This window comes from Pseudolabrys sp. Root1462 (assembly GCF_001426945.1).
In the GTDB taxonomy this organism is placed as follows: Bacteria; Pseudomonadota; Alphaproteobacteria; order Rhizobiales; family Xanthobacteraceae; genus Pseudolabrys.
Genome location: NZ_LMFS01000001.1, coordinates 2,523,961 through 2,547,417, shown reverse-complemented (window position 1 = coordinate 2,547,417; position 23,457 = coordinate 2,523,961). Strand labels below are relative to the sequence as shown.

The following is a 23,457-nucleotide window of genomic DNA, read 5'->3' as shown; positions in this document are numbered from 1 at the left end:
CGGAACGACCTACATGATCGATCGCATCGAAATCCGCGTTGTTGAGATGCCCGTGCGCCTGAAGCGCACGTTCTCCAGCGGCAGCTACGACACGGGTCCGGCCGGCCAGCTGCTCGGCAAGCCGGTGTTCGTCCGCATCTTCGCCGATGGCGTTGTCGGCTGCGGCCAGATTCGTCCGATCAGCCCCGGCCACTTCGTCGCCGATACCGTCCATAGCGTCGTTGCCGCGATCCGCGAGGTCTACGGGCCGCTGCTCCTGGGCCGCAAACTGAGCGACATGGAAGCGACGGATGAACTGCTCACGTCGCGGCTGGCCGGCAATCCGGCGGCGCGGGCCGTGCTCGACATCGCCATGCACGATGCGCTCGGCAAGGCGCGCGGTGTGCCCATTCATGCGTTGATCGGCGGCTGCTGCCAGCCGGTGATCCCGCTCGAATGGTCGGTCAGCCTCGCTGATGACGTCGAGACCATGATCGCGGAAGCGCGGCGCGCCGTCGAGGAATACGGCGTCAAGGTGCTGTGCCTGAAGGCCGCCGGCAAGGGCGGCTGGCGGCGCGACGTCGCCAATTTCGAGGCGGTGCGCCGCGCGGTGGGCAACGACATCGTGATCGGTGTCGATCCGAATACGGGCTGGACCGTTGCGGAGTCGATCAGCGCCATGGCGGGCTTCCGGCCCTTCAATCTCGGCTATATCGAACAGCCCATCCTGAGGCGCGACGTCCGCGGCATGGCGGAAATCCGCGCCAAGGCCGACGGCGTGCCAGTGATGGCGGACGAGAGCCTGTTCACGATTCAGGATGCCGCCGAATTGGCTGCGGCCCGCGCGGTCGATGTGTTCTGCATCAAGCTCTACAAGGTCGGCGGCCTGCTGCCGGCGCGCAAGATCGCGGCCATCGCCGAAGCGAACGGCATCCAGTTGAACTGCGGTGGCCTCGCTGTCGCTTCGCAGTTCGAGGCCGCGGCATCGGCCCACTTCTGCGCTACCGTGCCGGCAAAGCGCACCTTCGGCGCCGCGGAGTTCATCTTCGGTGTCGGCACGATGGGTCCCGATCCGCTGGTCGCCGACGGCGCGATGACGATCCGCGACGGCGCCGTCACCGTACCGACCGGACCGGGTCTCGGGCTCACGCTTGACGAAAAGGCGCTCGAGCGCATGACGCTGCAGACCAGCGTCGTCGAGGCCTGAGGAAGCTGACGATCAGTACATGCCGGCGCGCGCCGGTGCCTCGCGCAGCGCGTCGCGCAGCACCGTCATGGTGATCTGCGGCGCGATGGCATGGACGAAGTCGACGAGGAACGGCCGCAGATAGACGTTGGGCCGCAGCGACACCTTGATCATGCTGCCGGGGAACAGGTGGCTGGCATCGCGCGCCGAGAGACCGACGTCGCGCTCCTGATCGTACGTCACGGTCGTCAGGATCGCGATGCCGAGGCCTTTCTCGACATAGGTTTTGCAGACATCGGCGTCGATGCCGCTGAGGCTGACCTTCGGCTCGATCCCTGCATCCCTGAACACCTTCATCACCTTCCAGCGGCCGCTGTAGCGGGTGTCGTAGGTGATGATCGGATATTTCGCGATCTCCTCGATGGTCAGTTCGGGGATGCTGAGCAGCGGATGGCCCTTGGGCGCGATGATCGACCGCGGCAGCTCGAAGCACGGCAGTTGCACGAGACCCGGGAACTCGCGCATGGTTTCGGTACCGACCGCGATGTCGGCATCGCCCGATTCAACCAGGGCGCAGATCTCCTCGGGGTCGCCTTGCTTCAGTGTCAGGTGCACCTGCGGATAGCCCTTGATGAACCGCTCGACGACAGCGGGCAGGACGTAGCGGGCCTGGGTGTGGGTCGTGCCGATCGTGAGCGTGCCGCGGTTGCCGGAATTCATGTCGCTCTTGAGCGAGCGCAGGGCGGCAATGTCGGTCGTCACCCGTTGCGCGATGGCGAGCACCAGCTTGCCCGGCTCGGTAATGCCGATGATCCTGTTGCGTGTGCGCTGGAAAATTTCGAAGCCGAGATCCAGCTCGAGAAGCTGGATCTGACGGCTGACGCCGGGCTGGGATGTGTTGAGCGCTTCTGCAGCCGCCGAAAGATGATTGCCGTGCCGCACGATCTCCACGACATAACGTAGCTGCTGCAGCTTCATCGCCCGGTCCTCGCTATAGAAATACTAGATGCCAGGATAACGGAATATTGTGTGAATGCATACTGCGACCGGAGTACACAGAAAATCGAATAGTTCGGTGCTGTGTCATGCCGCGGTTCCGATCGTCCAAGGCAAGCCTCGCCTGGCGATGATCGAAGACTCTCCGCAAACCGACGAGATCGTGCGCGCTTCTCGAAACGAGAGGTAAAGCCCGTCATGACTTGCGACCGGATCGGATAGTCAGCCCGCGCGGGAGAACAGATGTCGCCAGGACCCGGATCGGATTACGACGTGATCGTTGTGGGTGGCGGCAACGCAGCATTGTGCGCCGCGATATCCGCCGCTGAGCAAGGCGCCAGGGTGGTGGTCTTCGAGAGGTCGCCGGAAACGGAACGCGGCGGCAACAGCACTTACACCGACGGCAAGTATCGCGCGGTCTATAACGGCGTCGATGACGTGCGCGCGCTGGTGCCGGATCTCACGGACGATGAGGTCGCGTCGAGCGACTTCGGCAGCTATTCCGAATCCGATTTCTTCGATGATATGGGCCGCATCACCCAGAATCGGACCGACCCGGACCTCTGCGAGATCCTGGTTCGCAACAGCCGCGACATTCTCTTCTGGCTGAAGTCGGTCGGCGTGCGCTTCATGCCGAACTACGGCCGCCAGGCCTACAAGGTCGATGGCCGTTTCAAGTTCTGGGGCGGCACCACGCTGACCGTGGCTGCCGGCGGACCGGGGCTGGTGGATTCGCTTTACCGTGCCGCCGAGAAGCGCGGCGTCGAAATCCATTACGACGCCTGGGTCAGAGATCTCGTCTATAGCGAAGATGCCGGCGTGACCGGCATCACGGTGCGCATCAACGGGCGTCTGCAGACGGTTCGCGCCGGCGCCGTCGTGCTGGCCTGCGGCAGCTTCGAGGCGAACGCCGAGTGGCGTGCCAAGTATCTCGGCCCGGGTTGGGATCTCGCGAAGGTCCGCGGCAGCAAATACAACACCGGCGACGGACTGGCGATGGCCATGAAGGTCGGCGCGCTGCCCTATGGCCATTGGTCCGGCTGCCACGCCACCGCGTGGGAGCGCTACGCATCCGACTTTGGCGACATGGTCAACACGCCGCAGTATCAGCGGCACAGCTACACCTTTGGCATAGTCGTCAACGCGCAAGGCGAACGCTTCATCGACGAAGGCGCCGACTTCCGCAATTACACCTATGCCAAATACGGCCGCGAAGTTCTCGAGCAGCCCGGCCAAGTTGCCTGGCAGATCTATGACGGCAAGGTGCTGCATCTGCTCACCAGCGAGTACCGCACGCGCACCGTCACCAAGGTGCGCGCCGATACGCTGGACGGCCTGATCGCTCAGCTCGACGAGGTCGACAGCGAAGGCCTGCGCCGCACGATCTCCGAGTTCAACGCTGCCGTCACGCAGGACGTGCCTTTCGACCCGAACAGCCGCGACGGCCGTGGCGCTCCGGGCCTGACCGTGCCGCGCTCGAACTGGGCGAACCCGATTGATACGCCGCCGTTCGAGGCTTACGCCGTAACCTGCGGCATTACCTTCGCCTTCGGCGGCATCCGCGTCACGACGGAAGGGCAGGTCGTCGATACCGATCTCAGGCCGATCCCCGGTCTGTTCGCCGCGGGCGAGATGGTCGGCGGCATTTTCTATCACAACTATCCGGGAGCGAGCGGGCTCACCAGCGGTTCGGTCTTCGGCCGGCTCGCCGGCGGCAGCGCGGCCCGCGCCGCCGCAGCGGCGCAACCTGTCGCCCTGGCCAAGCAGACGGGGTGAGGAGCATGTGCCCCGCTTATGCTGAGTGCCCAATCATTATTGGACCGCGATTGTCGTAACGCTGAAGTTCGTCGGGTGCCGGGCGCCCCGATGCCCACCTTCTTCCAGAAATGACGGTCGCGCCGCCGCGCAACTGCCGCCTATCCGAGAGGTCGACCATGAATATCGCCGTGACCGCCACTGCTACCGCGCCAGCGACAACCCGCACCGTGGCGGAGTTCGCCGTCGGCCTGCGTTACGAGGACCTGCCGCCGGAGGTCATCGCCATGGCCAAGCGCTGCATCCTCGACTCGTTCGGCTGCGGCGTGTTCGGCGCGTCGACGCCATGGACGCAGGCGGTGACGCGCGTCGTCAACAGTCTGGGCCAAGCCAAGCGGGCCTCGGCCTGGGGCCAGAAGGGCAAGGCCGACGTGCTTGGTGCCTCGTTCATCAACGGCACCTCGGCGCAGGGCTATGAGCTCGACGACTGCCACGATCAATCGATGTCGCATTACGGCGCCGGCGTGATCCCGGCGGTGACGGCGTGCTCGGAGGATTTCGGTGACGTCTCGGGCAAGGACTTCATCCTCGCCGTCGTCGCCGGTTTCGAACTCGGCACCCGCATCGGCAACACGGTGAGCCCGTCCGCCTTCCACACCGGCTTCCATCCCTGCGGCCTGACCAGCACTTTTGCTTCCGCCGCGGCGATCGGCAAGCTGATCAAGCTCGACGCTGACAAATACATTTCCGCACTCGGCCTTGCCGGCTCGCAGGCGGCGGGCCTGATGGCGGCGCAGTTCGGCGCCATGGCCAAGCGTTTCCATTCGGGCAAGGCATCGCAGAACGGCATCATCGCCGCCTACTGCGCGCGTGAAGGCCTGACCGGCGTGCGCGATGTGCTGGAAGCCGAATATGGCGGCTTCTGTTCGGCCTATTCGCGCGAGTACGACCTGTCCTGGGCGACCAAGGGTCTCGGCACCGGCCACTGGGAGATCCTGAAGAATGGCTTCAAACGCTACTCCTCGCTGGCGTCGAGCCAGGCGACCGCCGAGTGCCTGCGCATCCTGCGGGAGCAGCACAACCTGCGCGGCGAGGACGTCGCCAAGATCGATGTCGGCACCACCAAGATGGTGTACGTGCATTGCGGCTGGCCGTACAAGCCGATGAACCCGCCGGAGACCATCGCCGCGCAGATGAACCTGCCGTTCGTCGCCGCCGTGATGATGCTCGAGGGCAACGCCTTCATCGACCAGTTTCAGGACTCCAAGCTGCTCGATCCGACCATCATCGATCTAGCAAACCGGGTAAATGTCACGATCGATCCCGAGCTCGATGCGCTCGGTCCCGACGAGATGCGCGCGGTGCGCGTCACGCTCACCATGAAGGATGGCAAGGCATACAAGCACTCGCTGCTGTATCGCCCCGGCCACTGCATGAACCCGATCCCGGACGAGGCGCTGCGCGCCAAGTTTCGCGACCTCGCCGGCCGCGTCATCTCCAAGAGCGCGGTTGAGCGCATCGAGAACATCGTCGGCAACCTCGACAAAGAAGAGAACCCGGCCGCCGAACTCGGCGCAGCACTGCAGGATGTGCGCGGCTGAACGCCGTCCGCAGAGGAACACACCCATGGCTTCGACCCTTGCCCAGACCTTTGCTGAATTTGCGACCGGCCTTGCCGACAAGCAGGTGCCCGACGCGGTGCGCGACGCGGCCGCCTGGCACGTCCTCGACTCGATCGGCGTATCCATCGCCGGCGCCAGCCCGCACGAGGAAAGCGGGCAGGCGGCGCGGCGCCTGGCCGCGAAGTGGCGCGGCGAAGGCGCGACGATCTTCGGCATCAATCAGAAGGTGAGGCCGGAGCTTGCGGCGCTGGTCAACGGCTCGCTAGCGCAGGCCCTCGAGATGGACGACAAGCACGGCTCCTCGCTAGCCCGCCCGGGTTCGACCGTGGTGCCAGCAGTGCTCGCCGTCGCCGAGGAGCGTAACGCCTCGTTCCGCGATGTCATCACCGCCGTGACTATCGGCTACGAAGTGATGATCCGGCTGGGCTTTGTCGGCGGCGATCGTTTCCTCGAGCGCGGCTATCACACCAGTTCGCTCATCGGATCGTTCGGCGCCGCGGCGGCGGTCGGCCGTCTCGTCGGCGCGACGCCGCAGCAGATCGTCGATGCGATGGGCATTTGCGGCACCTTCGCCTCCGGCATCCAGGAATCGACCCGCACCGGCTCGACGTCCAAGATCCTGCACGGCGGCTGGGGCGCGCATGCCGGCATTCTCGCCATCGATCTCGCGCAGTCGGGCATCACCGGTCCGGACAGCGTGTTCGAAGGCAAGTTCGGCTTCTTCCAGACTCATCTCACGCCGGTGAAGGGCGAACTCGATTTCGCCAAGGCCGCCGCCGGCTTCGGCAGCCGCTGGTATCTGCCGGAGACGGCCTACAAGCCCTATCCGTGCTGCCAGTTGCTCCACGCCTTCATTGAGGCCTGCAAGCAGTTGCTCGTACAGTTCAAGCGCGACGGCGTTTCGCTCGATCAGATCACCCGCATCTCGTGTCAACTCGCGGAGCCGGGACTAACGCTGGTCACCGAGCCGAAGGAGCGCAAGAAGGCGCCGCAGACTCCGCACGAAGCGCGCTTCAGCCTCATGTTCGGCGTCGCGTCGGCGCTGGTGTTCGGCGACGTCGGCCTCGAGACGTTCCGTGCCGACCGCCTCGGCAATCAGCGCGTCCTGAAGCTCGCCTCGCTCGTCGAGGCCTCGGTCGATCCCGACTCCGATTACCCGGCGCATTGTCCGGCAATCCTGGAGATCGAGGCTGCCGGCAAGACCTATCGCAGCCACGTGCCGCATCATCCGGGTTGTCCGGAAGCGCCGCTGTCGAAGGACGACGTGCTCGACAAGTTCGCGCGCAATTCCGGCTGGTTGTTCGGTAGTGGGACCCGTGAGGTCGGCGCCGAAATCGCGGCGACGCCGGAGCGCGATACGATGCGCGCGATCGTTAAGCGCCTCGGCGAAGCCGGCGTCACGGTGCTGTCGGGCGCAACGGCATGACCGCGGCGTCTGCGTCCTCGCTGTCGCAGGAAGAGCCAAGACGTTACGACCGTCTCTTCATTGGCGGTGAGTGGGTGCCCGCGCGGTCCGGGCGGGTCATCCGCTCGATCGATCCGTCGACAGAGGAAGTCTGGGCCGAGGTTGCCGAAGCCGACGCCGACGATGTCAACGATGCGGTGCAGGCGGCGCGACGGGCGCTGCGCGGCCCGTGGGGCAGCTCCTCGCCGACCAAGCGCGGCGAGATGATTGCGAAGCTGGCCGGCCTGGTGCGGCGCGACGCGCGGCGTCTGGCCGAGATCGAGAGCCGCGACAATGGCAAGCCGCTGCGCGACACGCTGGGCGAGGTGCAACGCGCCGCCGACTGGCTGACGTTCTTTGCCGGCGCGGCCGACAAGATCAATGGTCATCAGATTCCATACCGGCCGGACGCGCTTGCCTACACGCGGCTGGAGCCGGTCGGCGTCGTCGGCGCCATCCTGCCGTGGAATTCGCCGATCTCGCTGTGCTCGTGGAAGCTCGGTCCGGCGCTCGCCGCCGGCAATACGGTGGTGCTGAAGCCGGCCGAGCAGACGCCGGTCAGCCTTGTCGAAATCGGCAAGCTGGTCGGCGAGGCGGGCTTTCCCGCCGGCGTCGTCAATGTCGTGCCGGGCTACGGGCCGGTTGCGGGCGCGGCCCTCGCTGCGCATCCGCACGTCAACAAGATCTCCTTCACCGGCCATCATGGCACGGCGGCTGCCATCATGAAGGCCGCGAGCGGCAACCTGAAACGCTGCTCCTTCGAGTGCGGCGGCAAGTCGCCGTATATTGTCTTTGCCGATGCCGACTTCGATCGCGCGCTGTCGGTCGCCGTGCACAGCGCCTTTCGCTCGACCGGGCAATCCTGTTCGCTGGCGTCGCGGATCTTTGTCGAGCGTCCGCTCTACGAGAAGTTCGCCGGAGCGATTGCCGAGCGCGCCGGGCGCATCCGCGTCGGCATGCCCTTCGACGAACGCACGCATATCGGGCCGCACACCTCGGCGCAGCAGCGCGACAAGACGGAACAGTACATCGCGCTCGGGCGGGACTCGGGCGCGCGGATTCTGACGGGCGGCGGCCGGCCGCAAGGCTTTCCGCGCGGCTATTTCGTCGAGCCGACAGTGTTCGCCGATGTTGACAACCGATCGCGGCTGGCGCGCGAGGAAGTGTTCGGGCCGGTGCTGGCGGTGATGCCGTTCGACGGCGAGGAAGAGGCGATCGAACTCGCCAACGACACCGACTATGGCCTGGTCGGCGGTCTGTGGACGTCGGACGTCGGCCGGGCGCACCGCGTGGCGGCGAAGATCGAGGCGGGCCTGGTCTCGGTCAACACCTTCCGCCCGGTGCATTACATGCTGCCCTATGGCGGTTACAAGTTGTCGGGCTTCGGCCGAGAGAACGGCTTCGATGCCATCCGGGAATACACCGAGGTGAAGACGGTGGTTGTCGATCTGGCGACGGAGATGCCGGCGGATCCGTTCGCGGATCCGGCGCCGGCTTGATCTCAAGCCGCTTTGGTGGCGGCGCAAGGCGATGCGCTGCCCATGAAAAAAAGCGCCGGGCCTCATCGCCCGGCGCTTCTTTTTATGTCCGGCTCTCAGTTGATGGGCATTCCGGAATCTTGAACGATCTTGCCCCACCGGTCGTACTCTTTCTTGACGAAAGCGCCGAATTCTTCCGGCGTTGTCGGCTTGGTTTCATAGCCGCGATCAAAGAACAGTTTCTTGACCTCCGGTTTGGTTAGAACGTCGCGGACGGCCGTGTTCAGCGTGGTGACGAGGTCCTTCGGCATTTTCGCCGGACCGAATACGCCCCACCAGGTCTCGATGCTGTAATTGGCGAGACCCTGTTCGGCGATGGTCGGGATATCCGGCGCAAACTCCGAGCGCTGCGCGGTCGTCACGCCGATGGCCTTGAGCTGGCCGGACCTGATGAGCGGCAGAACGACGGGCAAGTGAGCAAACATGTAGGGCAGGTGGCCGCCGAGGACGTCTGTGGTTGCAGGGCCGTCGCCCTTATAGGGCACCGTCTGCACCTTGATGCCGGCAGTGGCATTGAACAATTCGCCCGCCATGTGAGGCACCGAGCCGGTGCCGCCATTGGCGTAGCTGATGGTGCCGTTCTTCGACTTGATATAGGCCAGCAGCTCCTTGACGTTCGACGCCGGCACACTTGGGTGGGCGACGAGAACCAGCGGCGTGTAGCCGACATATGAGATCGGCGTGAAATCCGTGATGGCGTTGTAACCGATAGTGTTTTTGAAAAGCCACGGATTGACGGCATGCGTGGTCGCCGTGGCGATGATGAGCGTGTAGCCGTCCGGCTTCGATTCCGCAGCGAAGCGCGCACCCAGCATGCCGCTGGCGCCGCCTCGATTGTCGACGACGACCCGTTGGCCGAGTTTGTCGCCGAGCGCTTCGGCGAACAGACGGCCGATCAGATCGGTCGCGCCGCCGGCGGGATAGGAAACGATCAGATGGATAGGACGATCCGGATAGCCTGCCGCGTTGGCGACAGGCGCAGTCATGATTGGCGCTCCAGCGACAAGGAGGACCGGAGCGAGAACCTTAAGGAGTGTGCGTAACATCGGCTTCCTACCCTTTGGCAACGATATGGCGGCCCTCGAGGGCGGCTCGCTTATGGGCGGCATCGGTGCGACGCGTTTGACCCGATAGGGATTGCTGCGGCGCGGCCGTTGCCCCGTTGTTGCTCAAAGAAAGGATAGATGAGGCAGTCCGTCGCAGGAAAATACCAAGATTTGTATCAGTATGCGTATCTGATATGGGCAGGATGCCGAGTGATGGATCCCGAAGACGCAGACTTCGGCGGCAACCTAGGCAGCGAGCATCAGGCAGCGGGTGCCGTTCCGCTGTCGCGGACGCTTGGCCTCAGTTCCTGTCCAGTCCTCGCGCAAGACTTCTTGCCGCGGCGCAACTTGGAGAGTGTCAGCGATAGGTGGTCGCCTGCGTTATCCCGAGGCTGACGGCATCGAGCGGTGCATCCCAGGCCAGTTCGGTCAGTTCGTAGGCGCGGCGGAAGTCGTCCATGTGCCGGTGCATCCAGGTGCGCGCCTTTGCTGCGTCTTTGTCCTTCAGGCAATTGTAGATGTGCCGATGCGCGTCGAGCACGCGGCGATAGGTCTTCAGCCGCTGCAGAATGATCTGGCCGGTCGGAATGAACAGCGATGTCACCGGCTCATGCGCCAAGGCAAGAACCCTGTTGCCGCCAACCTTGGCGAGAATTTCATGAAAGCCGCGATCGAGTTTAACGAAAGCGTCGGTATCCGCCTCGGCGCTGCCCTCGAAGGCTTTCACATTGGCGTCCATGGCATCGATGTTCGCATGCAGCTCGGCGAGCCCGGCGTCGTCGACATTTCGCGCGGCGCTTTCGGCGATGGCCGGCTCCAGCACCATCGAAGCCTCCCACAATTCGCGGAACGTGACCGAGTGCAGGATCAGCGCGCGGCTCGCCGAAGAGGCGAGGTCGAGATAATGCGGTAGCGAGATGCGCGGCCTTTTGCCGCCGTCGCGCTCGACCAGCCCGCTTTGCTCCAGGAGTCTGATGCCCTCGCGCACCGTCGAGCGGTTGACGCCAAATTGTTCGGCGAGCTGCAGCTCCGCCGGCAATGGATCACCGACCCGCAGGCGGCCCGACAATATCTCGCGCTCGATCGCGTCATAGACCAGCCGGTAGGCCGGCGCGCGCTCGATCCGGCTGAACTCATGTTCTTGCAAGAGGCCTGCTCCTCGGTGGTCCAGCCCTATGAGACACGATTCGGGTGCTCTTGACGGCCGGGTGGCAGATGATACTCTAATTGAAATTGTCCGACAAACGGACTGTTGGCCAATAAAGCCACCTAAAGGGTCGTCAGGGAAGAGGAAATGTCGTCCGAGGCCAATATCGAGCTGGAATGGAACGACTCGTGGGCCCGGCTCACGCTGGCTCGGGCCGACAAGCTCAACCCCCTGGACTGGGCGACGGTGCGGGAACTGAAGGCCGCCGTCGCGACCATCGAGGCGCGGGCGGACATTTTCGCCGTCGTGGTCACCGGGCGTGGCCGCAGCTTCTCCGCCGGCGGCGACCTCGACGGCTACATTCATCTCTATAAGAACCCGGACAAGTTCTCGGCCTTCCTCGAGGACTTCTTTGACATGCTCAACGCCATCGAGGCGTCGAGCAAAATCTACATCGCTGCGATCAACGGAGTCTGCGTCGCTGGCGGCCTGGAATTGCTGCTGGCCTGCGATCTCGTCATCGCCGCGGAGTCGGCGAAGATCGGCGACGGCCATCTCAATTTCGGTCAGCTGCCCGGCGCCGGCGGCTCCCAGCGGTTGCCGCGGGCCATCGGCATGTTGCGCGCCAAGAAGCTGATGCTCACCGGCGATCTGGTCAGCGCCATCGAGGCCTGGGACATGGGGTTAGTCACCGACGTCGTGCCCGACGCCGAACTCGACGCCGCCGCGGCCGCGCTGGTCGCCAAGCTCGGTGACAAGAGCCGCGCCGGCCTGCGCGGGGCCAAGCACCTGGCGAATTTGACGCTGACGACAGATCTCGCCACCGGGCTGCGGCAGGAGATCGATTTCGTCCACCGCTACGCCACCACCGAGCCTGACGCGACTGAAGGCCTCATCGCTTTCAAGGAAAAACGCAAGCCGGCCTTCGTGCGCTGATTGAAGGGAATTGGAATGTACGCTCTGCGAAACAAATACGCGATCGCCGGCATCGGCTGGACCGATTTCTCCAAGAAGTCCGGCCGCACTGTGCGCAGCCTGGCCTCGCAAGCCTGCATCAATGCGATTGCCGATGCCGGCCTCAAGGTTTCCGATATCGACGGCTTCGTCAGCTTCAATTTCAATGACTCGGTGCCGGCGATATCGGTCGCGACCGAGATCGGCGTGCCGGCGGCGCGCTACGCCAACGACTTTCTCAGCGGCGGCAACGCAGCCAACATGATCGTGCTCACCGCGGCGGCGGTGATCGAAGCAGGGCTCGCCGAAACCGTGTTGTGCTATCGCGCCATGAACGGCCGCTCGGGCTTCCGTCTTGGCGGCGGCCGCGATCTCTCGGCCTATAACATCACGCAGTTCACCGCGCCGTTCGGCTGGATCACCTATCCGCAGGCGATGGCCATGTGGTGCCGCCGGCACATGATCGAATACGGCACCAACGCCGAGCAGCTCGGCGAAATCGCCGTGACCTTCCGCAAGAACGCCGAGAAGAATGAGCGGGCCATGCAGCGCGATCCGATCAGCATGGCGGACTACATGAATTCGCGCATGATCGTCGAACCGTTCCGCATGCTCGACATCTGCCTGGAAACCGACGGTGCCTGCGCCGTGCTGGTGACGTCGGCCGAGCGTGCGCGCGATATGAAGCGCAAGCCGGTTTATATTTCGGGCGGGGCCTATGGCGGCGGCCCGGATCAGGGCGAAGACCTGTTCGATGCGCTGCGCTGGCCCGATCACTCGCACAATTACGCGAAATACATCGCCGACGATCTGTGGCGCAGTGCCGGCATGGGCCCGAAGGATATCGACATCGCGCAGATCTACGATTGCTTCACTTACAGCATCATCATGCAGCTCGAGGGTCTCGGCTTCTGCAAGGAAGGCGAGGGCGGTCCGTTCGTGCAAGGCGGCCGCATCGCGCCCGGCGGCGAACTGCCGCTCAATACCGCCGGGGGCCTGCTGTCGGAAGGTTACATCCACGGGCTCAATCACGTCATCGAGGCCGTCCAGCAGTTGCGCGGCGAAGCCGGCGTGCGCCAGGTGCCGGATATCGAAACTTGCCTGACAACCGCCGGAGCGATGACCTGCGGCAGCGCCATGGTGTTGAGGAATTAAGCCATGACCTATGCCAAGCCGCTTCCCGTCGTCGATGTCGAAACCCGCCCGTTCTGGGATGCCTGCCGCGAGGGCAAGCTGAAGATTCAGCGCTGCGCGAACTGCGGCCACAAACGCTTTCCGCCGACGTTCTACTGCCCGAAGTGCAATTCGCCCGAGCACGAGTGGATCGAGAGCAGCGGCCATGGCCGCGTGTTCTCGTGGATCGTGGTCCGCCACCCGGTACCGCGTGAAGTCTATGCCGCGGATGTCCCTTACGTTGTGGCGCTCATCGAGCTCGACGAAGGCGTGCGCATTGCCAGCAATATCGTCGGCATCGAGCCGGAAAAGGTGACCGCGAACATGCCGGTTCGTGTCATCTTTAAGCCAGTAACGCCTGAAATCACGCTTCCCATCTTCGAGCCCGCCTGACGATGAACGCCACCGCGCAGCAGTTTGACAGCGAGCCGGCCAATCCATTCGTGGATTCGGCGCGCCTTGCGCGGCTCGCGTCCCTGTCGCGGGCCGAACTCGAAGAATTGCAGCTGCGCAAGCTGCGGCGTCAGCTTGCGCGTCTCAATGCGACGAGCAGCTATTACCGCGCGCGCATGACGCAGGGCGGTCTCGATCCTGACAAGCTGTCAACGCTCGATCAATTCCGCGAGCGCTTTCCGCTGTCGAACAAGACCGATTTTCTCGCCGACCAGACCGAGCATCCGCCGTTCGGCGCCCGCCTCGGCATCGCGCGCGAGGACGTCGCCCTGGTCAACATGACCGGCGGCACCTCCGGCCTCGGTCAGGAAATCTACGGCCGCAGCCAGCACGATGTGCACATGCAAGGTTATTACCACGCGCTGCCGTGGTTCCTCGCCGGCCTCCGGCCCGGCGATGTCGCGATCAACTGCGTGCCGGCCGGCGGCCTGACCACCGGCGGCTGGGGACCGGGCGAGGGCCTGCGCATCATCGGCGCCACGGCATTCCATGTTGGCGGCACTCTATCGACCGACGCCAAGATCGACCTGATGCAGCGCATCGGCGCGGTGCACTTCATCTACGCCTCGACCAACTATCTGCACACGCTGACCGAAGCGATGATGCGCCGGGGCATTGAGCCGAAACGCGCCTTTCCGATGCTGCGCACTTTGTTCATCGCCGCCGAGGGCTATCCGCTCGAATGGGCGGAGCGCATCGAGAGCTTGTGGGGTTGCCGCCTGCAGGAAGGCTACGGCTCGACGCAATGTGCCGGCTTCGGTGCCTCGACTTGTGCCGACGGCGTGTTCGGCGCCAAGGGCGGCCGCGGCCTGATGCACCTGTTCGAATGGGAGACCCTGTTCGAGGTCGTGCATCCGGAGACGCTGGAGCCTGTTGCCTCCGGCGAGACCGGCGAAATGGTCGTCACCAATCTGTCGATCGAAGGCTCGCCCGTCATTCGCTTCCGCACCGGCGACGCCGCGCGCTTCATCTCGTGGCGCGACGCCAATTCCGGCCGCGCCTGGAACGCCATCGAATGCGGCACCATCGGCCGCTTCGACGACATGCTCAAGATCCGCGGCAACAATGTCTGGCCATCGGCCATCGACGCCGCCGTGTTTTCCTTCGGCGAGGTCGCCGAATACACCGGCCGCGTCTACACCAGCGGCGACGGCAAGACCGAGATCGAGGTGCGCGTCGCCTTCACCGACGCCGCCGCCACTTGCGATGCTGCGACAAAGACGACCTTGATCGAACGCATCCGCGCGACGATCAAGGAGCGTACCAACGTCTGGATGACGCTGACCGTCTGCGCCCGCAATGAACTGCCCGAATTCAACTACAAAGCCCGCCGCTGGAAAGACGAACGACAACAGGGCTACCGCCTGTAGAGGAGGCGTCAAGTGAGGAACGTTCAAGACGCGGCGGATGATACCGCCCGCGATCATCGCATCCTGTCGCGCATGCTCGCCGACGCCGATGTGCTGTGCGAGTGCGGCGACGCGCTGCTCGCCGGCCAGTATCGTCATCTGCGCGGCCGTATCGCCGCATTGCTGGATATCACCATCCCGGCCGGCGAAGCGGAGACCGCGGCATGACGCGCCTTGCCGGAAAGGTCGCGCTCGTCACCGGCGCCGGATCGGGGCTGGGCCGCGCCGTGGCCATTCGTTTCGCCGCCGAGGGCGCCAGGGTCGTCGTCACCGACGTCGATGAGGCGCGCGGCGGCGCGGTGGCGAAGGAGATCGGCGACAATGCCGCCTTCATTCGAGTCGACCATACGTCGAGCGAGCAGGACGATCGCGCCGTCGCCTTCGCCGTCAAGACGTTCGGCGGCCTCGACATCGTTCATAACAACGCCGGCGGACCCTTTACCGGTCCGTTCGAGAATGTTGATGACGCGACCCTGGAACGCGTGCTGCGCGTCAACCTGTTCGGCGTCATGCAGATGACGCGCGCGGCGCTGCCGCATCTGCGCGAGAGCGCCAAGCGCAATCCGGCCGGCGCGGCGCTGCTGTTCACCTCGTCGCTGCAGGGCCTCAAGGCCAAGCCGAATTTCAGCCTCTACACCGTCGCCAAGCACGGCATCGTCGGTCTCGTGCGTTCGCTGGCGCTGGAACTGGCGCCGCAGAACATCCGCGTCAACGCGCTGTGCCCGACCGTGGTGGCGACCCCGATGCTGGAAGCGTTTTTGCCCGGCATGGCCGGCGATCACGACGAAGCGATGAAGCGTTTCCGCGCCACCATCCCGCTGGCGCGCATGCCGGAGCCCGAAGACGTGGCCGCCGCGGCGCTGTTCCTGGTCTCCGATGAAGCCCGCATGATCACCGGCGTCGCTCTGCCGGTCGATGGCGGCCAGATGGCGATGTGAGCGGCATGAATCACGGCGCGCTGTTCAGTCTGAAAGGTCAGGTCGCGGTGGTCACCGGCGCCGGCGGCGGCATCGGCCATGGCGGCGCGGTGGCGCTGGCGGAAGCGGGCGCCGATCTGGCGCTCATCGGCCGCAACGTCGCCAAGCTGAAGGAAACCGCCGCCGCGGTCGAACAGACCGGCCGGCGCGCGCTGATCGTCGAGGCCGACGTCACCGACGAGGCCATGGTCGCCAAGGCCTGCGACCGCATCGTCAACGAACTCGGCAGCGCCGACATCCTGTTCAACAATGCCGGCATCACTTCACCGAAGACGCTGGCCGACACGACGCTCGACGAATGGCGCCGGGTGATGGATGTCAATCTCACCGGCTCCTTCCTCTGCTCGCGCGCCTTCGCCAGGCCGATGATCGAGCGCAAGCGCGGCCGCATCATCAACATGGGCTCGATCCTGTCGGGCCGGGGCATGGCCAACCGCACCGCCTACAGCGCCACCAAGGCGGGTCTCGCCAATTTCGGCGCGGCGATGGCTTTCGAGCTCGGCCCGCACGGCATCACCGTCAACACCATCGGCGCCACCGTGATCGTCACCGATCTCAACCGCGAACTGATCCGCACGCAGCCGCAACTCTACGACAAGGTCCGCGCGCGCTCGGCCGTCGGCCGGCTCGGCGAGATCGAGGATGTCGTCGGCGTTCTCGTTTTTCTGGCGTCGCCCGCGGCGGGCTACGTCACCGGCCAGACCATCTACGTCGATGGCGGCTATACGGCCGGGTAGGGGACGACGATGCTGATCCAGATTCTCAACGGTATCGTCTACGGCGGCCTGCTGTACTTGCTCGCGGTCGGCCTGGTGCTGATCTTCGGGCTGCGTGAAGTCGTCAACTTCGCCCACGGCGCGCTGTTCATGGTGGGCGCCTATCTCGGCTTCAGCATCGCGGCGATGGGCTATTGGTGGGGCGGGCTTCTTGTATCCGTCGTGGCGATGGCGATCGTCGGCTGCCTGCTCGATGCCATGGTCTTCAGCACTCTGCGCAAGCAGGACCATATCGTCACCGTGCTGGTGACGTTCGGCATTCTCCTGATCCTCGAGACCGTCGTCACCAAGGTCTGGGGCAAGGCCTACCTGACCTATCCGGTGCCGCCGTTGCTCGCCGGTACCATCAACATCGGCGGTTCGCCGTTTCCCGTCTATCGCTTGTTCGTCATCGCCGTGAGCGTCGCCGTCGCGGTCTCGCTCAGCGTCTGGCTGCGCTACACGCGGACCGGGCTTTACATCCGCGCCGCTTCGACCGATGCGCGCGTCACCAGCATGCAGGGCATCAATGTCGATCGGCTGAGCCTGATCGTCGTCGGGCTCGGCACCGCGCTGGCGGGTCTCTCGGGCGTCGTTGCCGGACCGCTGCTGTCGCTGTCACCGACCATGGGCAATTACATCCTGATCGACTCCTTCATCGTCGTCGTCATCGGCGGCCTCGGCAGCTTTGCCGGCGCCTTTGTCGCGGCGCTGCTGATCGGACAGATTCACAATTTCGGCGCGGTCTATCTGCCGTGGGCGGCGACCGTGCTGCCGTTCATGCTCATGGTCGGCATTCTGATCTGGCGGCCGACCGGCTTTGCGGGGTCGCGCACATGACGAGCCTCACCGCCAGCGGCCTGCCGGCGTCGCGGCGCAAGCCCGCGGGTTATGCAGCATTGATCGCCGTCGCCGTGCTGGCGCTCGCCGTTGGCGCGGCGCTGCCTTGGCTGGTGCCGACCAAGATCGCCATGTCATTGCTGGCGCAGGCGATGTTCGATGCCTTGCTCGCCACCAGCGTCGGCTTCCTGATCTTGCAGAACGGTCGCACCAGTTTTGGCCAGGCGGCGTTCTTCGGCCTCGGTGGCTATGCGATGGGTGTGCTGATCGCCCGGCAGTGGGTTGCGCCGGAAGCCGCGGTTCTGATCGCACTCATCTTGCCGACCGCCGTCGCCTTTCTGCTCGGCCTTGTCATCTCACGGATCACCGGTGTTGCCCACGCGATGCTCACGCTCGCGGTCGGTCAGGCCTTCTATGAAGTGGTGTTCCGCTGGCGCGAATTGGCCAAGGGCGACGACGGCATGTCGTTCGACCTGCCGGCGCAGATGTTCGGCTTCTCGGCGCGCAAGCTGCAGGACCCGGCCGTCATGCTGGTGCTGGCCTGGACCGTTCTCGTTCTCGTGCTGTTGGGCCTGGCGCTGTTCGCGCGCAGCCGCATTGGGCAAGTGGCGGCCGCCATTCGCGACAACGAGGAACGCGCGCGTTTCCTTGGCTATTCGACAGTGATGCCGCGAGCGCTGGTCTATGCCATCGCCGCCTTCATCGCCGCCATCGCCGGCATTCTGCAGGCCAGCTACAACGGTTACATCGCCCCGCAGATGTTCCACTGGAGCACGTCGGGCTTCGCGCTGATCATGGCGATCATCGGCGGCGCCAAATTCATCATCGGCCCGGCCATCGGCGCCGTGGTGCTGTTCTACATCAAGGATTATGCCGGCCAGTTCGCCGAATACTGGCCCGCCATCGTCGGCGTCATTCTCGTCATCGTGACGTTGACGATGCCGCGCGGCGTCGTCGGCCTCGCCCTCATGCTGTGGCGCAGGGGGACGCGGCGATGACCGACAATGTTATCGAAGGCATCAAGTTGTCGCGCCGGTACGGCGGCTTCGCCGCGCTCGACAATGTCGATATCGCGGTCAAGCAGGGCGAAATTCGCGGTCTGATCGGGCCGAACGGCGCCGGCAAATCGACGCTGATCGACGTGCTGTCCGGCCGCGCCGTCACCCGCGGCGGCAAGGTGCTGCTCAAGGGCGACGACATCAGCGCGCTGACGCCGCAGGAGCGGCGCCGCCGCGGCATGGCGCGTTCGTTCCAGCGCACCAACATCTTCCCCGACCTCACGGTGGAGCAGCAGTTACGCGTCGCGTCGTGGGCCGTTCCCGGCGCCGATATCGCCGAGGTGATGGACGAATTGCGTCTGACCGAGATGGCCGACGTGCCGGCGGCGGAGATCAGCTATGGCGACCAGCGCCGCCTCGATCTCGCGCTGGCGCTGGTCGGACGGCCGACGGTGCTGCTGCTCGACGAGCCGGCGGCGGGGCTGACGATGGAGGAATCGCTCGCTTTGGCGCGGATCCTGCGCGACCTCGCCAACCGCTGGAAGGTCACGGTGCTCTTGGTCGAGCACGACATGCAGGTGGTGTTCTCGATCTGCGACCGCATCACGGTGCTGCATCTCGGCCGAACGCTAAGCGAAGGCACCTGCGCCGAAATCCGCGTCGATCCGACCGTCATCGCCGCTTATCTCGGGACGGAGGCGTGATGGCGCTGCTCGCGTTCAACGACGTTCACGCGCTTTACGGACGCGCCCGCATTCTGAACGGCGTGACCTTCGCGGTCGATGCCGGCGAGCGCGTCGCGCTGGTCGGCCGCAACGGCGTCGGCAAGACCACGGTGGTCAACACGTTGTGCGGCGTGACGCGCATTTCCCAAGGCCAGGTCGATGTGCGCGGCCGGCCGGTCAAGGATCTGCGCGGCTATACGGCGGCACAAAACGGCATCGCCATCGTCATGCAGGGTCGCGGCATCCTGCCGAACCTGACGGTCGAGGAGAATTTGCTGCTCGGCACGGCGACCGGCCGCAAGGGGCCGTGGTCGTTGGAGAAGGTGCAGGAGCTGTTCCCGATCCTGCGCGAACGCCGCGGCAATCCGGGCCTCGCGCTCAGCGGCGGCCAGCAGCAGATGCTGGCCATCGGCCGGGCGCTGATGGCCAATCCCGATTTGCTCATTCTCGACGAGCCGAGTGAAGGGCTCGCCCCCGTGATCGTCGACGAACTCGCCGCGCTGCTGGTGAAGCTCGGCGAGGACGGCATCGGAATCCTGCTCATCGAGCAGAACATCAGTCTGATCCACCGCGTCGCCCAGCGCTTCTACGTCCTGTCAAAGGGTGCCGTGGCGGAGTCCGGATCGCTCCAGAATGTGACCCGCGATCAACTGGAGCGCCACATCGCCATCTGAACGACGAACGTGATCGACGCGAGATCGATCCGCAACGCGCCGCCACCGGCGGCTTAAGAGGAGGAATGAAATGCCAAGGGGAGTGACAGCTTTTTCTGCAACGTTGGGCGCGGTCGTGTTCGGCGCCGCGCTGGTCGGGTCCGCGCATGCGGCCGATCCGTTGAAGATCGGCGTGCCTACCGATCAGTCGGGTACCTATGCCACGCTCGGCGAGGAAGTGATGCGCGCCGTGCGCTTCGCGACCGAAGAGGCCAACGCCAAGGGCGGCGTCGACGGGCACCTGGTCGACATCAAGTCCTACGATACCGAAGCCAAGCCGGAACTGGCGCGCCGTCAGGCGGAAAAGCTGGTGTCGGAAGGCTATCCGATCCTGACCGGCCTCATCGCGTCGGGTGAGGGTCTCGCCATCGCGCCGCTGATGGAGCGCTGGGGTTCGATCTACGTGTCGACCATCAACAAGGCCGACGAACTCACCGGCGCCAATTGCGTGCCCGGCGTGTTCCGCGTCAACACCCAGTCGGCGATGGATGCGGCGACGGTGAAGCCGTGGCTCGCGCAGCGCAAGGAGAAGAAGTGGGCCGTCGTCGCCGCCGACATCGCCTGGGGCCGCGGCTCCGGCAAGCTGTTCGGCGAGGCGGTAAAAGCCGCCGGCGGCACCCTCGTGGGCGAGTACTACACGCCGGCCAACATCAACGACTTCGCGCCTTATATCGAGCAGGTGAAGAAGAGCGGCGCCGAAGGCGTCTGGGTGGTGCTGGCGGGCCGTGATGCCATCAACTTCGCCCAGCAGTCGAAGCAGTTCGGCCTGACCGATGCCATCACCGTGGCGGGCGTCAGCTTCACCACCGACGGTACCGTCAAGACGCTGGGCGACTCCGCCAAGGGCGTCTACGGCATCATCAATTACTCGTCGACCCTCGACACGCCGGAGAACAAGGCGTTCGTCAAGGCCTGGGTCGCCAAGTACAAGGTGCCGCCGACCAACTTCGAAGGTGAAACCTATCTCGGCATGCAGGTCATCTTCCAGTCGGTCGCGGCCGCCAAGAGCGTCAAGCCGGCAGACGTTGCCAAGGCGATGTCGGGCCGCACCTTCGACACCATCATGGGCAAGCTGACCATCCGCAAGGAAGATCACCAGCTGCTCAAGCCCAATTATTTCGGTGTGGTGGAAGCGGTCGACGGCCAGCTGCGTCCGGTGATCAAGACCACCGTCAGCGCCCAGGATGTCGCTCCGGCGGTGACCTGCAAGATGGCCACCAACTAGGCTGAGCGCTGTCGTCTGACGATACAAAGCGGCCGGGGGAAACCCCGGCCGTTGCTTCATGACCGAAGGTCAGCTTTCAAGTTCGCCTTGCGCGGCCTTCCAGCCCAGCTCGGCGAGCGGCGCGGCGAGCAGCCCGGACTGTAGCGCGTTCGGCGCGCTGGCATTGCCGGCGAGCGCGCGGGCATAAACGCCTTGCGCGATCGATGCGAAACGGAAGAAGGCGAAGGCCAGGAAGAACGAGTAGTTCTCGATCCTTTGCAGCCCGGCGGCGTTGGCATAACCGGCGAGATATTCGGCTTCGGTCGGAATACCGAGCGCGGCGAGATCGCGGCCGGCGAGGCCGCCGAGATTGGGCGTCGAGGGATCGAGATGCCAGATCATGCAGTTGTAGGCGACATCGGCGAGCGGATGACCGAGCGTCGCCAACTCCCAGTCCAGGACGCCGAGCACGCGCGGTTCGGTGGGATGATAGATCAGGTTTTCGAGCCGGAAGTCGCCGTGCGCGATCGCGGTGGCTTCGGCTGCCGGCAAGTTGGCTGGCAGCCAGTGGATCAATTCGTCGAAAGCAGGGATGGGGTGTGTCTTGGCGGCTTCGTATTGCCGCGTCCATAGCGCGATCTGCCGGGCGACGTAGCCCGTCGGCTTGCCGAAGCTCTCCAGCCTGGCGGCGCGCCAGTCCACCGCGTGCAGCTTCGCCATGACCTCGCCCATCGCGGCGTAGATCGCGCGCCGCTCGGCAGGAGTCATGTCGGGCAGCGACGGATCGCGAAACACGCGGCCGTCGGCAAAGTCCATGACATAGAACGGCGTGCCGATGATCGAAGCGTCTTCGCACAGCAGATGCGTGCGGATAATGGGCACATTCGTGCTCTGGAGCGCATGCATGACCCGGTATTCGCGCTCGATCATGTGCGCCGACGGCAGCAGTTGACCTGGCGGCTTCTTGCGCAGCACGTAACGCCGGCCGTCACCGGCTTCGATAAGGAAGGTGGGGTTGGACTGGCCGCCCTTGAACTGCCGGATGGCGAGGCGGCCGGTAAAACCGTCGAGGTGCCGTCCGAGGTACGCCGCCAGCCTGCCGCTGTCGAGTTCGTGGCCCGCGCGAATTTCGGTAACTTGGGATGTCATCCGCGTCAGGCCCCCGGGCCCCGGGCAACCCGGATCCCACGATTGTCCGATGAATGGACTGTTGAACTGTCGGACAGAAAATGTACACTCCCGGTTATTAAGAAAGCAAGGGGGCGGAGGGACCAATGGACTTCGAATATTCCCAGAAAACCAAGGACTTGATCGCCCGCTGCGAGGCTTTCATGGACCGGTTCGTCTATCCCAATGAGCGCGTCTACGACGAGCAGCACGCGCAGCTGAGCGACCCTTGGGGGACGCCGCCGATCCTGGAGGAGCTGAAGGCCGAGGCCCGCAAGGCCGGCCTGTGGAATCTGTTTCTGCCCGAAAGCGATCTCGGCGCCGGCCTCACCAATCTCGAATACGCGCCGCTGTGCGAAATCATGGGGCGGTCGTTGATCGCCGCCGAAGTCTTCAACTGCTCGGCGCCGGACACCGGCAACATGGAAGTGCTGGTGCGCTACGGTACGGACGCGCAGAAGAAACAGTGGCTCGAGCCGCTGCTCGCCGGCGAAATCCGTTCCGCCTTCGCCATGACCGAGCCCGATGTCGCATCCTCCGATGCGCGCAACATCCAGTCGAGCATCAAGCGTGACGGCGATCATTACATCCTGAATGGGCGCAAGTGGTGGACCTCGGGCGCCGGTGACCGCCGCTGCAAGATCCTCATCTTCATGGGCAAGTCCGATCCGTCGGCCGAAACCTATCGTCAGCAGTCGATGATCCTGGTGCCTCTGGATACGCCCGGCGTCACCGTGGTGCGGCCGCTCAGCGTGTTCGGTTACGGCCACGCGCCGCATGGACATATGGAAGTCAATTTCGACAATGTGCGCGTGCCGGCGTCGAACATGCTGCTCGGCGAGGGCCGCGGTTTCGAGATCGCGCAAGGGCGCCTCGGTCCCGGCCGTATCCACCACTGCATGCGCGCGATCGGCCTGGCCGAGCGCGCACTCGAGTCGATGGTCGCGCGCGCCAACAGCCGGCACATGTTCGGCAAACCGATGGCGTCGCACGGCATGCTGCGTGAGGCCGTGGCGCTGAGCCGCATGGAGATTGATCAGGCACGGCTGCTGACGCTAAAGGCGGCCCACATGATGGACACCGTCGGCAATAAGGCCGCGCGCGCCGAGATCGCGATGATCAAGGTGGTGGCGCCCCGCATGGCGCAGGCCGTGCTCGACCGCGCCGTTCAGGTCCACGGCGGCGGCGGCGTCAGCGGTGACTTCGGCCTTGCCGCCGCGTGGTCGCTGGCCCGCACCTTGCGTCTCGCCGATGGGCCGGATGAAGTCCACATCGACCAGATCGCGCGCATCGAGCTCGGCAAGAGTGCCCAGCTCTGGACGTAAGGTCGACCGTCCGCCGCAGGGTCAGTACGAATTCAGAACTTGGGAGAAATG

At 64.9% G+C, this 23,457-nt stretch carries 22 protein-coding genes; 18 read left to right on the top strand and 4 right to left on the bottom strand.

The window, feature by feature from the left end:
• The first annotated feature begins 13 nt into the window (after positions 1-13).
• Positions 14-1,186: an enolase C-terminal domain-like protein gene (locus tag ASD45_RS12400; RefSeq protein WP_056911762.1), complete on the top strand. Its 1,173-nt coding sequence runs from the start codon at positions 14-16 to the stop codon at positions 1,184-1,186.
• 12 nt (positions 1,187-1,198) lie between these two features.
• Here ASD45_RS12400 and ASD45_RS12395 read toward each other — a convergent pair whose 3' ends face one another.
• Entirely contained in the window at positions 1,199-2,143 is a 945-nt protein-coding gene (locus ASD45_RS12395) for a LysR substrate-binding domain-containing protein (protein WP_056911761.1), read from the bottom strand.
• A gap of 261 nt (positions 2,144-2,404) precedes the next feature.
• On the opposite strand from ASD45_RS12395, the gene tcuA reads away from it, so the two are divergent.
• The 4 genes from tcuA to ASD45_RS12375 all read left to right on the top strand — a co-directional run bounded on the left by tcuA (position 2,405) and on the right by ASD45_RS12375 (position 8,481).
• The gene (gene tcuA / locus ASD45_RS12390; protein ID WP_056911760.1) at positions 2,405-3,937 is read left to right on the top strand and encodes an FAD-dependent tricarballylate dehydrogenase TcuA; all 1,533 of its coding nucleotides are present in this window, start codon (positions 2,405-2,407) and stop codon (positions 3,935-3,937) included.
• Positions 3,938-4,095: 158 nt separating this feature from the next.
• The gene (locus ASD45_RS12385; protein WP_162249419.1) at positions 4,096-5,517 is read left to right on the top strand and encodes an MmgE/PrpD family protein; all 1,422 of its coding nucleotides are present in this window, start codon (positions 4,096-4,098) and stop codon (positions 5,515-5,517) included.
• A 25-nt stretch (positions 5,518-5,542) separates the two neighbouring features.
• A complete protein-coding gene (locus ASD45_RS12380) occupies positions 5,543-6,964 on the top strand; it encodes an MmgE/PrpD family protein (RefSeq protein ID WP_056911758.1) in 1,422 nt (473 codons plus the stop codon).
• The gene (locus tag ASD45_RS12375) at positions 6,961-8,481 is read left to right on the top strand and encodes an aldehyde dehydrogenase (RefSeq protein ID WP_056911757.1); all 1,521 of its coding nucleotides are present in this window, start codon (positions 6,961-6,963) and stop codon (positions 8,479-8,481) included. Before ASD45_RS12380 ends, ASD45_RS12375 begins: the two co-directional genes overlap by 4 nt.
• 95 nt (positions 8,482-8,576) lie before the next feature.
• Here the strand turns inward: ASD45_RS12375 and ASD45_RS12370 are convergent, their stop codons facing one another.
• Together ASD45_RS12370 and ASD45_RS23475 are read right to left on the bottom strand one after the other, a co-directional pair.
• Positions 8,577-9,506 (bottom strand): tripartite tricarboxylate transporter substrate binding protein, encoded by a 930-nt coding sequence (locus ASD45_RS12370; RefSeq protein ID WP_056911756.1) that lies wholly within the window; start codon positions 9,504-9,506, stop codon positions 8,577-8,579.
• Between the two features lie 418 nt (positions 9,507-9,924).
• A complete protein-coding gene (locus ASD45_RS23475) occupies positions 9,925-10,713 on the bottom strand; it encodes an FCD domain-containing protein (RefSeq protein ID WP_056911755.1) in 789 nt (262 codons plus the stop codon).
• Positions 10,714-10,860: 147 nt separating this feature from the next.
• Here ASD45_RS23475 and ASD45_RS12360 point away from each other — a divergent pair, with 147 nt between their 5' ends.
• From ASD45_RS12360 to ASD45_RS12305, 12 genes are all read left to right on the top strand, one after another.
• On the top strand, positions 10,861-11,649 hold the full coding sequence (locus ASD45_RS12360; RefSeq protein WP_056911754.1) for an enoyl-CoA hydratase/isomerase family protein: 789 nt from the start codon (positions 10,861-10,863) through the stop codon (positions 11,647-11,649).
• A 15-nt stretch (positions 11,650-11,664) separates the two neighbouring features.
• Positions 11,665-12,822, top strand: a complete 1,158-nt coding sequence (locus ASD45_RS12355; RefSeq protein WP_056911753.1) for a hypothetical protein — start codon at positions 11,665-11,667, stop codon at positions 12,820-12,822.
• A gap of 3 nt (positions 12,823-12,825) precedes the next feature.
• Complete coding sequence (locus ASD45_RS12350; RefSeq protein WP_056911752.1) at positions 12,826-13,233, top strand: Zn-ribbon domain-containing OB-fold protein; 408 nt, start codon at positions 12,826-12,828, stop codon at positions 13,231-13,233.
• Positions 13,234-13,235: 2 nt separating this feature from the next.
• Positions 13,236-14,663 carry an AMP-binding protein gene (locus ASD45_RS12345; protein ID WP_056911751.1) on the top strand — a complete coding sequence of 476 codons (1,428 nt, stop codon included), beginning with the start codon at positions 13,236-13,238 and terminating at the stop codon, positions 14,661-14,663.
• Between the two features lie 12 nt (positions 14,664-14,675).
• Positions 14,676-14,870, top strand: a complete 195-nt coding sequence (locus ASD45_RS12340) for a hypothetical protein (protein WP_056911750.1) — start codon at positions 14,676-14,678, stop codon at positions 14,868-14,870.
• Positions 14,867-15,640 carry an SDR family oxidoreductase gene (locus ASD45_RS12335; RefSeq protein ID WP_056911749.1) on the top strand — a complete coding sequence of 258 codons (774 nt, stop codon included), beginning with the start codon at positions 14,867-14,869 and terminating at the stop codon, positions 15,638-15,640. Before ASD45_RS12340 ends, ASD45_RS12335 begins: the two co-directional genes overlap by 4 nt.
• A 5-nt stretch (positions 15,641-15,645) precedes the next feature.
• Positions 15,646-16,416 (top strand): SDR family oxidoreductase, encoded by a 771-nt coding sequence (locus ASD45_RS12330; protein ID WP_056911748.1) that lies wholly within the window; start codon positions 15,646-15,648, stop codon positions 16,414-16,416.
• A 9-nt stretch (positions 16,417-16,425) separates the two neighbouring features.
• On the top strand, positions 16,426-17,274 hold the full coding sequence (locus tag ASD45_RS12325; protein ID WP_056911747.1) for a branched-chain amino acid ABC transporter permease: 849 nt from the start codon (positions 16,426-16,428) through the stop codon (positions 17,272-17,274).
• Positions 17,271-18,272, top strand: coding sequence for a branched-chain amino acid ABC transporter permease (locus ASD45_RS12320; RefSeq protein ID WP_056911746.1), 1,002 nt, complete (start codon positions 17,271-17,273; stop codon positions 18,270-18,272). The genes ASD45_RS12325 and ASD45_RS12320 overlap by 4 nt, the downstream gene beginning before the upstream one ends.
• A complete protein-coding gene (locus ASD45_RS12315; protein WP_056912752.1) occupies positions 18,269-18,976 on the top strand; it encodes an ABC transporter ATP-binding protein in 708 nt (235 codons plus the stop codon). The genes ASD45_RS12320 and ASD45_RS12315 overlap by 4 nt, the downstream gene beginning before the upstream one ends.
• Complete coding sequence (locus ASD45_RS12310; RefSeq protein ID WP_056911745.1) at positions 18,976-19,671, top strand: ABC transporter ATP-binding protein; 696 nt, start codon at positions 18,976-18,978, stop codon at positions 19,669-19,671. Before ASD45_RS12315 ends, ASD45_RS12310 begins: the two co-directional genes overlap by 1 nt.
• An 82-nt stretch (positions 19,672-19,753) precedes the next feature.
• A complete protein-coding gene (locus ASD45_RS12305; protein ID WP_162249418.1) occupies positions 19,754-20,935 on the top strand; it encodes an ABC transporter substrate-binding protein in 1,182 nt (393 codons plus the stop codon).
• Between the two features lie 69 nt (positions 20,936-21,004).
• Here the strand turns inward: ASD45_RS12305 and ASD45_RS12300 are convergent, their stop codons facing one another.
• Positions 21,005-22,063: a phosphotransferase family protein gene (locus ASD45_RS12300; RefSeq protein ID WP_056911743.1), complete on the bottom strand. Its 1,059-nt coding sequence runs from the start codon at positions 22,061-22,063 to the stop codon at positions 21,005-21,007.
• 125 nt (positions 22,064-22,188) lie between these two features.
• On the opposite strand from ASD45_RS12300, the gene ASD45_RS12295 reads away from it, so the two are divergent.
• Positions 22,189-23,406, top strand: a complete 1,218-nt coding sequence (locus tag ASD45_RS12295; protein ID WP_056911742.1) for an acyl-CoA dehydrogenase family protein — start codon at positions 22,189-22,191, stop codon at positions 23,404-23,406.
• Positions 23,407-23,457 lie beyond the last annotated feature (51 nt).